The sequence below is a fragment of the Ramlibacter sp. PS4R-6 genome (genome assembly GCF_037572775.1).
Classification (GTDB): domain Bacteria; phylum Pseudomonadota; class Gammaproteobacteria; order Burkholderiales; family Burkholderiaceae_C; genus Ramlibacter.
In genome coordinates, this window is the sequence record NZ_JBBHKA010000001.1 from 1,609,931 (window position 1) to 1,623,544 (window position 13,614).

Sequence of the window (13,614 nt, forward strand, 5' to 3'; positions counted from 1 at the left end):
ACTCATGAGAACCGATACACAAAGGTTTAGAAGGTCGGTTGTCTCACGCGCTGCGATCACAGCGCTGTGGGGCACCGCGGCGATGTTGGCAGCGCAGGAGACCCTTGCGCAGCAGACCTCGCTGGAGCGCGTTGAAATCACCGGTTCGGCGATTCGCCGCGTGGACGCGGAGACGGCGCTGCCCGTCGTCGTGATCCAGCGTGCGGACATCGAGCGCAGCGGCGCGACCTCGGTCGTCGACCTGATGCAGCGCTTGCCGGCCATCCAGGGCTCGACGGGCGAATCCGCTTCCGTCGGCGGCGAGACGTTCGGCTTCTCCGGCATCTCCGTCCACGACCTGGGCGAATCGCGCACCCTGGTGCTGCTGAACGGCCACCGCATGGCCATCTTCGGCGGCCAGACGCTCACCGGCTTTGCCGCGGGCTTCGACCTGAACGCGCTGCCCATCGCCGCCATCGAGCGCGTCGAAGTGCTGACCGACGGCGCCTCGGCCCTGTACGGTTCGGACGCGGTTGCGGGCGTGGTCAACTTCATCACCAAGCGCGGCACGACCGAAGGCCAGGTGTCCGTCGGCTACTCCTCGCCCAAGGGCGGCGCCAAGGAAACGCGTTTCAGCGTGACCAAGGGCATCGGCGACCTGGACAAGGACGGCTGGAACATCCTGGGTTCGTACGCGCACGACGAGCGCACGCTGCTGCGGTCTACCTCGCGCGACTACGCGAGCACCGGCCGCGTGTTCTTCTCGGCCAACGGCAAGAACTACCGCTTCCAGCAGTACTCGGCCAGCCCGATCCCCGCCAACGTGGTGGACGACAACGGCAACCTGGTCAACCCGTACCTGATCACGAACGGCAACTGCCCCGAGAAGACCTTCCGCGTCATCGACGGCTCGGACGACTTCTGCGGCTTCGACTTCGTCGGCGAACTCGAGATCTTCCCGATCCGCAAGCGCGACGCCGGCTTCCTGTCGTTCACGATGAACCTGGGCGCGCACCAGGCCTACGCCGACCTGCTGATGTCGCAGTCCAAGCAGACGTCGCGCATCGCCCCGGTGCCTGGCTCGATCGCGATCCCGACCACCTCGCCGCTGTTCAGCCAGTACCTGGCGCCGATCGGCATCACGCAGGACACGGTCGCGTTCTACCGCCTCTATGACCTCGGCAAGCGCACCTCGAGCGACAAGGCCGACTTCATGGACTTCGTGGCCGGCATCAAGGGCACGGTGTTCAAGAACTGGGACTACGACGCGTTCTACACGCACTCGCAGTCGAAAGCCGCTTCCAACGTCTCCGGCTACCCCGGCGCGCTGGCCATTTCGAACCTGCGCAAGTCGGGCCTGCTGAACCCGTTCGTGCTGGCCGGCCAGCAGACGCCCGCGGCCAACGCGGCGATCGCGGCGGTGAACTACAACGGCTACTGGAACGGCGGCAAGTCCACGCTGGACACCCTGAACCTGCGCGGCTCCACCGAGCTTGCCAAGCTGCCGGCGGGCCCGCTCGCCCTGGCGGCCGGCGTCAACTACAACCGCGAGAAGTTCCAGTCGGCCCCGTCCCTGTTCGCGCAGGGCCTGCTGGCCGACCCGGTTGCCGGCACGCTGTGCGACCCGAACGCCACCAGCGGCCCGACCCAGTGCGACCAGCGCTTCGGCGACGCCGCGGCGACGGTGCCGTACTCGGCCGACCGCAAGAACTGGGGCGTGTTCGCGGAACTGCAGATCCCGATCATCAAGGACCTGGAAGTCACGCTGTCCGCGCGCCACGACAACTACAGCGACTTCGGCAACACCGACAACGGCAAGGCCGCCTTCCGCTGGAAGCTGTCGCCCCAGGCGCTGATCCGCGGCTCGGTCGGCACGGGCTTCCACGCCCCGACGGTGCCGCAGGTTGCCGCCGCTCCCCAGCCGTTCGGCGTCACCAGCGACAAGTACACCTGCTCGGCCGGCCTTGCTGCCGTCGCCGCCGCGAACGGCGCCGAGTGCCGTCCCGGCAGCCAGCAGTACGACGTGGTCGCCGGTGGCAACCCGCTGCTCAAGCCCGAGACCTCGCGCCAGGCCACCATCGGCTTCCGCGTCGAGCCCGCCTCGTGGCTGTCGGCCGGTGCGGACTTCTGGTGGGTCGCCGTCAAGGACGTGTTCGGCACGCTGCCGGAGCAGTCGGTGTTCCTCGACCCGACGGCCTACCCCGGTTCGTGGACTTCGGCGCTCGACGTCGGCACGGGCAAGCGTTACGTCGCGTTCAACGCGGGTAACCTGAACCTGGGCAAGTCGTACTCCTCCGGTATCGACTTCGACATCAGCTCGCGCACCAAGACGCCGTTCGGCGGCCTGGACATGAAGTTCAACGCGACGTACATGCTGCGTGAAGTCGCCCAGCAGGTCATCAACGGCCCGTACTACTCGGCCATCGGCGACTACGGCGACAACGTGGGCGGCGTGACGTTCCGCGTGCAGGGCCGTGCGAGCGCGGCCCTGAAGACCGGCGCGTTCACGAACACGCTGGCGATGAACTTCAAGTCGGGCTACAAGGACGCCACCACCACGGTGGAAGTCCTCGACGCCGCCGGCAACGTGACGGGCACGGAAGACGTCCGCATCGACGTGCCGTGGCACTACACGTTCGACTGGCAGACCCAGTGGGAAATGAACAAGACGTTCACGTTCACCATCGGTGCGCTGAACCTGTTCAACCGCAAGCCGCCGTTCGCCGTCTCGACGGGTGGCGTCAACCGCGGCCAGCAGTTCGGCTACGACGACCGCTACTACGACTCGCGCGGCCGTACGTGGTACGTCAACGCGACGGCTCGCTTCTAAGCAGCCCGCGCCAACGAAAAGGCCCGCTTCGGCGGGCCTTTTTCATTCCCTCGCGCCGCGATCAGCGGTCGTCGTCGTCGTACTGCTCCGCCGCGCGGCGGAAGCCGCTGATCGTCTCCAGCACCAGCTTGAGCGCCTGCTTCTCGGGCGCGGTGAGGTGCGGGTTCCAGCAGTCCATCAGCAGCACCACGCGCGTGTTCGGCGACGGGTTCTTGGCGCTGTGCAGGTAGGTGTCGTCGAACAGCACGGGTTCGCCGGCCTTCCAGTGGTGCTCGCCGCCGCCGTGCACCATCAGGAAGGCGCCTTCGGGGATGACCAGCGGCAGGTGCATCACCGAACGCACGTTGGTCACGCCGTGGTGCGCGAGGATCTCGGTGCCGGGCGTCATCACCGAGAAGAGGATCTCGGGCGACTCGTTGTCGATGCGGCACAGCTCGATGGATTCGAGGATGCGGCTGGTGTCGGGGCAGCGCGCGTGGTGGTCGTCGAAGCGGCGGCCGTGGCGCCAGAAGAAGAACGCCTCCCACGCGGGCTTGTTGCCGGCCAGGTAGTTCTCGATGGGCACGTTCTCGCGGAAGCGGATGAAGTTCTCGAAGTGGCCGTCCTCGGCCAGCACGCGCACGGCGTCCTCGCGGATGGCCTCGAAGCCGTCGGTGAGCGTCTTGAGCCACGGCTGCAGCTTCGGGTCGTGGTACGGGCCGGGCGGCAGGTCGGGGAAGAAGAACAGGCGCGGCTTCTGGTGCTCGCTGGGCGGCACGGCCTCGGTTTCCTTCAGGTACACCGACACCGCGCGGTCCACGCGCTTGAGCTCCTGCGCGCCGTACGCCTGGCGCACGCTGTCGTACGAGCCGCGCAGCAGTTCCTTGCGGCCGGTGCGCACGCGCTCGATCGCGTGCACGACGGTGCCGAGCAAGGCAGGCGGCGTGGACTCCTGGTTCAGCCAGACGCCCATCTGCTGCGCGCGCGTGATCGCCTGGAAATACGCGGCGAGCGAGGCCTGCGCCTGCCCGTTCAATTCGCGTGCGCGGCCGAGCACGAGCCAGGCGACGAACGCATCGCGCTGGCGCGCGACCAGCGATTCGAGGCCCTGTGCGGCCAGTTCGGGTGCGCCCGCCGTCATCAAGGCGGTGGCGGCCTCGAGCGCGGCGGCGATTTCGTGGTCGTTCGTGACGGCGGTGCTCATGCGAAAGGGGTCCTGCAGTGCTGCTGGACCGTAGTATCGCCTGCCTCGCAGAGGGCTCCCCGAGCAAAAAAGCCGGCTTTGCGGCCGGCCTTTTCGCTGTTACGCGCGGTGCGCTTTACGGCCTGCGGCCCCGCTCGCGCTCGCGCTCGCTCGCGGCCTCACGGCGTTCGCTGGCGCGCTCGCGGCGCTGCTCCGCGGCGGACGCCGGCGTCGCGGGCGGCGCCGATGGGCGGCCGGTCGCTGCGGGCGGTGCCGGGGGCGTCGGCGCCGGGGCGGCCTGCGGGGCCGGTTGCGCGGGCGCGGGGCGCTGCGCAGCCGGTGCCTCGCCGCGCGGCTGCTGCCGCTCTTCGCGTTGCTGTTGGCGTTCCTCACGCTGCTGCTGGCGCTGATCGCGGGGCGCCGACGGTGCGGCCTCGGGCGGGCGCGCGGCCGGTGCGGGTGCAGGTGCCGGTGCCGGTGCAGGCGCGGCCTGCGGTGCGGGTGCCGGCGCAGGGCGTGCGGCGGGGGCGGCGGGTGCCGCAGGCGCAGGCGGCGGCGCGGACGCGGCGGGCTCGCGTTGCGGGCCGCGCTGTTGCTGTTGCTGCGGTTGCGGCTGCTGGCGCTCTTCGCGCTGGTCGCGCCGCTGCTCGCGGGCCGATGCGGCTTCCTGGGCGCGCGACGGCGGCGTGGGCGGCGTTGCAGCCGGCGGTGCCGTGGCCGGTGCAGGTGCGCTGGCCGGTGCGTTCGGCGCCGTGCCGGCGGCGCCGGGGCGGCCGAGTTCCGGACGGCCACCACGCTGGCGCTCTTCGCCACGGCCTTCGCCGCGGCCGCGCTCCGGCGCGGAAGCGGCGGGCGGGGTGGCCGGTGCCGGCGCGGATGCGGCCGCGGGCGGCGCGCTCGGACGCGCGGCAGGCGACGCCGGAGCAGCGGGCGCAGGTGCGGGCGCCGAAGCAGCCGGGGCTTGCGCGCCCGGACGTGCGGCCGGCGATGCAGGCGCAGCCGGTGCGGGTGCCGGTGCGGAAGCGGGCGCTTCCGTGCGCGGCGCATTGCGGTCACGTTCCTCGCGGCGTTGCTCGCGTTGCCCGCGGCGCTGCTCGCGTTCGGCGCGGCTGGCGGGCGCGGCGGCCGGGGCGGGCGGCGCGGAAGCGGCTTGCGTCGGCTGCACGACCTTCACGGAGGGCGCAGGCGCGCCACCCGCGGGCGGCTGCTGGCCGCGTGCGGGAGCGGAGGCGGGGGCCACCGGTTGGCCGGGGTTGGCCTGCAACTGCGTGCGCCGCGTCTCCACCGACTGCGGCGGCGGCGGCGGCGCGGTCTGCGCGACCACCTGCTTGCGGAAGGCTTGCTCCGGCGGCCTTTGCTGCGCCGGCTGCGCACCCATCACGCTGGTCTTCGCGGGTGCGACGGGCGCCGCCCGCACGATGGCCTGCGGCTGCACGTTCTGCACCTGCACGCGCACGACCTCGCGCGCGACGGGGCGTGCCTGCACGAAGGCCTGCGTCGGCACGGCGACCACCGCGTTGGGCACGCGCTGGTTGACGTACACGTTGGTCACGGTGTTGGTCTGGTAAATGTTCGTCACCTGCGTCACGTTGACCTTGGTGTTCGAGACGTTCACCCGCGTGAAGTACTCGCGGCTCACCTGGTAGGACGGCCGGTACACCTCGCGCGGCGCCAGCGGGAACCAGCCGACGACGTTGTTGCCGCCGCCGGACGACGCGATGGCCGCGGCGCCGATGAAGGCGACGAGCGCGGGTGCATACACCGGGCGCACGTTGGCGGGGCCGGGCACCCAGGACCAGCGGTCCTGCACGTGCGCCCAGCGGCCGTAGTGCGAGGGCGCGAAGCCCCACGGCTGCTCATCGACCCAGGTCCAGCCCCAGGGTTCGACCCAGGACCAGTGGCCGTCGCGGTAAGGCGCCCATTCGGCCGAGACGCGCGTGGGCGTCCACACCCAGCCGTACTCGGGCACCTGGCGCCACGAACCGTATTCGTCGAGGTCGGCGAAGCCGATCATGTCGCGCGACACGTAGCGTGCGCTGACCGAACGCTCCCAGCGGCGGTCGCGCTGCGCGGACCAGCGCGCGAGCTCATCCACGCGGTCGGAGCGGTACGTGTCGTAATCGGCCAGGCGCGTGTCGTAGAAGCGCCAGGTGTCGGCCGGGCCGATGCGGAAGCCGCGGCCTTCGCCGTAGAGCAGCGCGGCGCCAAGGCGCACCGTCACCGCCGTGGAGCCGTCCTGCGGATCGACCTCGATGCGGTAGGTGCCGGGCTGGCGGATCACCACGGCGAGGTTGGGCGTGTCGACTTCGACGACCTGGTTGGCGTCGATGCTGCGCACGCGCACTTCGAGGTCGCCTTGCGTCAGCTGCAGCTGCGCCATGCGGTCGTCGATGTTCAGCACGGCGACGCTGCTCTCGTCGCCGATGCGCAGGGCGGTGCCGCCCAGCTGCAGCTCGGCGCGCGAGCGCTCGGCCACCCACAGGCGGTCGCCGCCGATGAGCGGGCGGTTGACGACGGCGCGCGACCAGTCGGCCTCGCCGGCCGGCGAGAGGCTTACGCCGCCGGCCACATAGGACAGGCGCGCGACGCGGTAGGGAGGATCGGCCTGGGCTGCGGTGCTGGCGAGCAGGAAGCCCAGCGTCGCGAGCAGCAGCAAGGCGGCCTTGCGGAGGTTTCGGATCATGTCGTTTCCTTGTGGGGACACCCGCATTCAACGGTTGGGGACGCGAGTCGGCCTACGGTCAGGCCGTGAAACGGATTGTTCGAACCGCAAGCTCAGCGGTGCTGTAGGCGCGCTGCTTGTGCCGCTGTCAGGCGGCGGCTTTCGGCAGGCGCACCTGGCCGGGCAGGTGGGTCAAGCGCCAGCCGATCAATGCGAGCGCAAGGGCGCCCACCCCGCCCGTGGCCAGGGCGGTGCGCAGGCCGATGTGCTCGCCGAGCCAGCCGCCGAGCAGCGCGCCCGGGATCGAGGGCAAGAGGATGAGCCAGCGCATGGTGCTGGTCATGCGGCCGAGCAGGGGCTCGGGCGTGACGGCCTGCCGCAGCGACAGGAAGTTGATGAAGATGAGCACCGCGCCGAAGCCGAAGCACACCAGCATCAGCACGAAGGATGCGACGCCCCAGGTGTTGGCCGGCGCCAGCGCCAGCTGGATCCACCCGATGCCGCACACGCCGAAGCCCCACAACAGGCTCGCGCCCACGCCGATGCGGTTGGCGATGCGCGGCCCGTAGATGCCCGCCGCGATCGTGCCCATGCCCAGGCCGACGTAGCTCAGGCCCACCTGCTTCTCGTCCAGGTGCAGCTCGCGCGTGGCGAAGAGGATCTGCACCACCATCGCCGAGTGGTGGCACAGCTGCCACAGGCCCACCATCGCGGCCATCACGACCAGCAGGCGCACGCTGCGCACGAACTGCACGCCTTCCTTCAGCGCGTGCCAGAAGCCTTCCGGCATGTCCTGGCCGGGCTTTTCCTCGATCTTCAGGCCGCGCAGGATCATCACGCTGCCCAGGAGCAGCAGCGCGTCGACCAGCAACGCGAACGGCGCGCCCACCAGGCGGATCAGCGCGCCGGCGATGCCCGGTCCCGTCACTTCGGCCAGCGAGTTGGCGAACGCGTTCTTGGCATGCGCTTCCACCAGGCGCTCGCGCGGCACGATTTGCGTCAGCACGATCTGCGACGCCGAGCCCGCGGTGGTGAACACGCAGCCGATGATGAAGGAGACGAAGTAGAGGTACGCGATCGTCAGCCAGCCCATCGCCCACACCAGCGGCACCGTGGCCAGCACGACACCGACGGTGAGCTCGCCGGCCACGTACACCGGCAGCTTGCGCACGCGGTCGAGCCACACGCCCGAGGGCAGCGAGAACAGGATGAAGGGCGCGAGCTCCATCGACGTGAGCAGGCCCATCTGCGTGGGCGTTGCGTGCAGCAGCACCGCCGCCGTCAGCGGGATGGCCAGCATCGTGATCTGCGCGCCGAAGCCGCTGGTCAGGATGGACAGCCACAGGCGCCGGTACAGCTTGTCGTGCAACAGGTCGCCGGGCGCGAGGCGCCAGGGCAGGCGGTGCTTGCGCAGCGTCGCATCCCGCGCGGGGGCTTCTTTCTCGAGAGCTTCGTTCTCCGCGGTCATCAGTACAGCCAGCAGGCCGCCTGCGACTTGTCGTTGACCGGGATCAGCGGCGGCACGTCCACCGCGCACTTGTCGAAGGCGTGCGGGCAGCGCGTGCGGAACACGCAGCCCGAAGGCGGCGACATGGGCGAGGGCAGGTCGCCCTGCAGCAGCTGGATCACCTTGCCGCGCTCCAGGCGCGGGTCGGCCAGCGGCACGGCCGAGAGCAGCGCGCGCGTGTAGGGGTGCTTGGGCGCGGCATAGAGCTCGTGCTTGTCGGCCAGCTCCATCACGCGCCCCAGGTACATCACCAGGATGCGCTGGCTCACGTGCTTGACCACCGCCAGGTCGTGGGCGATGAAGATCAGCGCCAGCTGCATCTGCTGCTGCAGGTCCTTCAGCAGGTTGATGATCTGCGCCTGGATCGAGACGTCCAGCGCCGACACGGGCTCGTCGCACACGATCAATTTGGGCTCGAGGATCAGCGCGCGGGCGATGCCGATGCGCTGGCACTGGCCGCCCGAAAACTCGTGCGGGTAGCGATAGAGCTGGTTCTCCATCAGGCCCACGCGCGCCATCACCTGCTTCACGCGCGCCAGCACCTCGTCCTTGGACAGCTCGGGCTTGTGGGTGCGCAGCGGCTCGCCGATGATCTGCGCGACGTTCATGCGCGGGTTCAGCGACGCCAGCGGGTCCTGGAACACCATCTGCGCGTTCTTGCGCACGGCCTGCCACTCGGATGCATCGGCGCCCGCCATGTCCTTGCCCAGCCACACCACCTGGCCCGACGTCGCGGGGATCAGGTTGAGGATGGCGCGGGCCAGCGTCGACTTGCCGCAGCCGGATTCGCCGACGATGCCCAGCGTTTCGCCGGGGTACAGCTCGAGGTTCACGCCGTTGACGGCCTTGAGCGTGCGCTTCTTCGGGAACAGGCCTTCGCCGCGCACCGGGAAGTGCACGTGCAGGTCGCGGACGGAGAGGAGGGGTTCCTGGTTCATGACAGCACCACCTCGGCATCACGCGCGATGTCGGCAACCGGGCGATGGCAGGCCCGCAGCACCATCGGGTCGTTCACGGCGGGAACGAGCGGCGGGCGCTGGTTCACGCACACGTCCATCACGTAGGTGCAGCGCTCGCTGAACGGGCAACCCGGGGGCAGTCGCGCCATGTTGGGCGGCACGCCGGGGATCGCCACCAGCTTCTCGCCTTCGTGATCGAGCTTGGGAACCGCGCCGAGCAGGCCCAGCGTGTACGGGTGCGTGGGGCGGTAGAAGATGGCTTCGGCGTTGCCCTGCTCCATGATGCGGCCGCCGTAGAGCACCATCACCTGGTCGCACAGGCCCGCGACCACGCCGAGGTCGTGCGTGATCAGGATGATGGCGGTGCCGAAGTCGCGCTGCAGGTCGCGCAGCAGCGACATGGTCTGCGCCTGCACCGTCACGTCCAGCGCCGTGGTCGGCTCGTCGGCGATCAGCAGGTCCGGCTGGCACAGCAGCGCCATCGCGATCATGATCCGCTGGCGCATGCCGCCGGAGAACTCGTGCGGGTACATGCGGATGCGGCGCGCGGCGTCGGGGATGCGCACCTGCTCCAGCGTCTGGATCGCCAGCGTCAACGCGCTCTTGCGCGTCAGGCCCTTGTGCAGCTCCAGCACCTCGGTCATCTGCCGCTCGACCGTGAGGTACGGGTTGAGCGACGTCATCGGGTCCTGGAAGATCATCGCGACGCGGTTGCCGCGGATCTTGTTCAACTTGGCGGCCGGCATCGTGAGCAGGTCTTCGCCGTTGAAGAGGGCCTTGCCCGACGCGCGGCCGTTGGCCGCGAGCAGCCCCATCATGGCCATCATGCTCTGGCTCTTGCCCGAGCCGGATTCGCCGACGATGCCGAAGGTCTGCCCCCGCTCGAGCGAGAACGACAGGCCGTTGACGGCAGTGACCACGCCCTCGGGCGTGTCGAACCTCACGTTGAGGTCCTGGACATCGATCAGTTTCGTCATCGCTGTTTGGGGTCGAGCGCGTCGCGCAGGCCGTCGCCGATGAAGTTGAAGCAGTACAAGGTGAGCGACAGCATGGCGCACGGGAAGAGCAGGAGCCACGGCGCCACTTCCATCACGCCGGCGCCGTCGTGGATCAGCACGCCCCAGCTGGTCATGGGCTCCTGGATGCCCAGGCCCAGGAAGGACAGCACCGATTCCGTGAGGATCACGCCCGGCACGGTGACGGTGGTGTAGATCACCACCACGCCCAGCAGGTTGGGCACGATGTGCGAGAAGATGATGCGGTGCGTCGGCACGCCGATGGCGCGGGCCGCTTCCACGAACTCCATCGAGCGCAGCGACAGCGTCTGGCCGCGCACCACGCGCGCCATGTCCATCCACGAGAAGGCGGTGATGGTCAGCACCACCAGGTAGAACTCGCGGCCGAGGATGGTGACCAGCAGGATCGCGATCAGCAGGTAGGGGATCGCGTACATCATGTCGACGAAGCGCATCATCAGGCCGTCGACCTTGCCGCCGATGAAGCCGGCGGTGGCGCCCCAGGCGATGCCGACGATCACCGAGCAGATGGTGGCCATGATGCCGACCATGAGCGAGATGCGCCCGCCGATCAGCGCGCGCACCAGCAGGTCGCGGCCCGATTCGTCGGTGCCCCAGTAGTGGTGGCCCTTCAGCGAGGGCGGCAGCTTCATCGCGTCCCAGTCGGCGGTGTCGAACTCGTAGGGCAGCACCATCGGGCCGAACACGCACAGCAGCGTGATGATCGCCAGGACCACCAGCGCGAACACGGCGGCCTTGTTGCGCAGGAAGCGCCCGCGCGCATCCGCCCATGGGCTGCGGCCCGGCGGGGCCTTGGTGGCTTCCACCAGCGAGTCGACGAGCGCGTCGCTTTTCTTCGTGTAGAGCAGCATCGCGGGCCTAGTAGCGGATCTTCGGGTCGAGCGCGGCGTACGCCAGGTCGACCAGCAGGTTGAGGAGCACGGCCAGCACGGTGATCAGCACCACCAGGCCCAGCACCAGCGTGTAGTCGCGGTTGCCGGCGCCGTTGACGATCAGCTTGCCGATGCCGGGCAGCGAGAAGATGGTCTCAGTCACCAGCGCCGACGTGATCGACGAAATGGTGAGCGGGCCCATCACCGACACGACCGGCAGCAGCGCGGGCTTGAGCGCGTGGCGGAACACCACGACGCGGGTGGGCAGGCCCTTGGCCTTGGCCGTGCGGATGAAGTTGCTGTGCAGCACTTCGATGAGGCTGCCGCGCATCACGCGTGCGATGGTCGCGACGTTGATGAACGTGAGCAGCGCAATCGGCAGGATCATGAACTTCCAGTTGAAGCCGTCCCAGCCGCCGGCGGGCAGCCACTTGAGCAGGATCGCGAACACCAGCACCAGCAGCGGGCCCAGCACGAACGAGGGCAGCACGCTGCCGCTGTTGCTGCAGAACATGACCGTGTAGTCGGCCGCGCTGTTCTGGCGCAGCGCCGCGGCGATGCCCAGCACCACGCCGATCACGAACGACAGCACGATGGCGGTGCCGCCGATCGACAGCGACACCGGCAGCGCCGCCGCGACGAGGTCGTTGACGGACCAGTCGGCGTAGCGGAACGAGGCGCCCAGGTCGCCGTGCAGCAGGTTGCCCAGGTAGTAGAAATATTGCTCCACCGGCGGCTTGTCCAGGTGGTACTTGGCCTGCAGGTTGGCGAGCACCGCCTCGGAGACCTTGCGTTCCGAGTCGAAGGGGCCGCCCGGTGCGGCATGCACGAGCAGGTAGCAGGCCGTGATGACGGCCAGCAAAGTCGGCAGCGTCGCCAGCAGGCGACGCAATGTGTAGGACCACATAAAGGCTTAAGACCCCTCGCGAAGGCGCGGCGCGCGGGGTGCTGCGCGTCGCGCCAGGAGCACGCTGGTCGCGTGCTCAGTGCTTGATGATGTACAGGTCCTTGCTGCGATAACGGTCTTGCACGTTATCCTGCGAGTAACCGCCCACGTACGATTTTACCAGCCGCGGCAGGGAGTACTGGAGCAGCGGGATGATGGGGTATTCGTCCATGATCATCTTCGCCGCCTTGTTGAAAAGGTCCTTGCGCTTGGCCAGGTCGGTGGTGTTGGAGCCCTCGGTGATCAGCTTCTCCGCCTCGCGGTTGCAGTTGAAGTTGTTGTTCTGGTCCGAGTCGCAGCGCACGAGCGCCAGGAAGGTCGTGGCGTCGTTGTAGTCGGCCAGCCAGCCGTTGCGCGCGATCTGGAAGGTGCCGTCGTGGCGCTTCTTCAGCAGCACCTTGAACTCCATCGCTTCCATTTCCACGTTCAGGCCCAGCTTCGTCTTCCACTCCGACTGCGCGAAGATCGCCATCTTCTTGTGGTATTCGCTGGTGTTGTACGACAGCGTGTACTTGGTACCCGGCTTCACGCCCGCTTCGGCCAGCAGCTTCTTGGCCTCCTCGACGCGCTTGGCCATCGGCCAGGCGGCCCAGTCGTACTGGCCCACGTCCTCGCCGATCGTGCCCTTGACGACCACGTCGTAGGCCGGGCTCTGGCCGTCGGCCGTCACCTTCTGCGCCAGGATGTCGCGGTCGATCACCATCGACATCGCCTTGCGGATGCGCACGTCCTTGAATTGCGGGCTCTGCGTCTGGTAGGAGTAGTAGCGCAGGCCGATGATCGGCTGGTTCTTGATGTCCTTGGGGTACTGCGCCTTGAACTTTTCGAAGGTGCCCGGCGGCAGCTGGTTGGTCCACTCGATCTGGCCGGTCTCGAACAGCTTGGTCTCGGCGTTCTCGTCCTCGATGGGCAGGTAGGTCACGCGCTCGAGCGTCACGTTCTTCGCGTCCCAGTACTGCGGGTTCTTCTCGATGATCACCTTGCTGTTGACGCTCCACTCCTTGAGCATGTAGGCGCCGTTGCTGACCATGTTGCCGGGCTTGACCCAGTCCTTGCCGAACTTCTTCACCGAGGGCTCGTGCACCGCGCCCAGGTTGTTGTTGGACATCAGCGCCGGCAGGAAGGGCACCGGGCCGGCGGTCTTCAATTCCAGCGTGAACTTGTCGATGGCCTTCACGCCCAGCTCGGTGGTGGGCTTCTTGCCCTGCGCGACCAGCAGGCCGTTCTGCAGGAACACGCCGAAGGTCGTCGCATAGGTGGACGCCGTCTTCGGGTCGAGGAAGCGGCGGATGCCGAAGACGAAATCGTTGGCGGTCACGGGGTCGCCGTTGGACCACTTGGCGTTCTGGCGCAGCTTGAACACCCAGGTGGTGGGGTTCATCTGCTTCCAGCTCTCGGCCACGCCCGGGACGATGTTGCCGGCCGAGTCGTTGGCCGTGAGGCCCTCGAACAGGTCGCGGGTGATGTTGTTGGCGCCGACGGATTCCGCATTGGCCGGGTCGAGCGTCTCGGGCTCGGAGCCGTTGTTGCGGATCAGCGTCTGCGACGCATGCAGCTGCACGCCGGGGGGGATCACGGCGGCGGAGGCGCCGAGCGCCAGCAGCAGCGCGGCGGCGAGGAGGGGGATCTTCTTGTTCATCGGGTCTTCTTTCGGGAGGCG

General features: G+C 68.8%; 9 protein-coding genes. 1 reads left to right on the plus strand and 8 read right to left on the minus strand.

Features of this window, described 5'->3' with window-relative positions; genetic code table 11:
• Positions 1 to 82: 82 nt before the first annotated feature.
• On the plus strand, positions 83 to 2,809 hold the full coding sequence (locus WG903_RS07840; protein ID WP_340073991.1) for a TonB-dependent receptor plug domain-containing protein: 2,727 nt from the start codon (positions 83 to 85) through the stop codon (positions 2,807 to 2,809).
• A 61-nt stretch (positions 2,810 to 2,870) separates the two neighbouring features.
• On the opposite strand, the gene WG903_RS07845 is transcribed toward WG903_RS07840, so the two are convergent.
• The 8 genes from WG903_RS07845 to WG903_RS07880 form a co-directional block, all read right to left on the minus strand.
• Positions 2,871 to 3,992, minus strand: coding sequence for an aspartyl/asparaginyl beta-hydroxylase domain-containing protein (locus tag WG903_RS07845; RefSeq protein ID WP_340073993.1), 1,122 nt, complete (start codon positions 3,990 to 3,992; stop codon positions 2,871 to 2,873).
• 115 nt (positions 3,993 to 4,107) lie between these two features.
• Positions 4,108 to 6,654, minus strand: coding sequence for a DUF6600 domain-containing protein (locus tag WG903_RS07850; RefSeq protein ID WP_340073995.1), 2,547 nt, complete (start codon positions 6,652 to 6,654; stop codon positions 4,108 to 4,110).
• 127 nt (positions 6,655 to 6,781) lie between these two features.
• Positions 6,782 to 8,101: an MFS transporter gene (locus tag WG903_RS07855; protein ID WP_340073997.1), complete on the minus strand. Its 1,320-nt coding sequence runs from the start codon at positions 8,099 to 8,101 to the stop codon at positions 6,782 to 6,784.
• The gene (locus tag WG903_RS07860) at positions 8,101 to 9,078 is read right to left on the minus strand and encodes an oligopeptide/dipeptide ABC transporter ATP-binding protein (protein ID WP_340073999.1); all 978 of its coding nucleotides are present in this window, start codon (positions 9,076 to 9,078) and stop codon (positions 8,101 to 8,103) included. Before WG903_RS07860 ends, WG903_RS07855 begins: the two co-directional genes overlap by 1 nt.
• Positions 9,075 to 10,076: an oligopeptide/dipeptide ABC transporter ATP-binding protein gene (locus tag WG903_RS07865; protein WP_340074001.1), complete on the minus strand. Its 1,002-nt coding sequence runs from the start codon at positions 10,074 to 10,076 to the stop codon at positions 9,075 to 9,077. The genes WG903_RS07860 and WG903_RS07865 overlap by 4 nt, the downstream gene beginning before the upstream one ends.
• On the minus strand, positions 10,073 to 10,987 hold the full coding sequence (locus WG903_RS07870) for an ABC transporter permease subunit (protein WP_340074003.1): 915 nt from the start codon (positions 10,985 to 10,987) through the stop codon (positions 10,073 to 10,075). The genes WG903_RS07865 and WG903_RS07870 overlap by 4 nt, the downstream gene beginning before the upstream one ends.
• A 7-nt stretch (positions 10,988 to 10,994) precedes the next feature.
• On the minus strand, positions 10,995 to 11,915 hold the full coding sequence (gene oppB / locus WG903_RS07875; RefSeq protein WP_340074005.1) for an oligopeptide ABC transporter permease OppB: 921 nt from the start codon (positions 11,913 to 11,915) through the stop codon (positions 10,995 to 10,997).
• 76 nt (positions 11,916 to 11,991) lie between these two features.
• A complete protein-coding gene (locus tag WG903_RS07880; protein ID WP_340074007.1) occupies positions 11,992 to 13,593 on the minus strand; it encodes a peptide ABC transporter substrate-binding protein in 1,602 nt (533 codons plus the stop codon).
• Between the last annotated feature and the right edge of the window lie 21 nt (positions 13,594 to 13,614).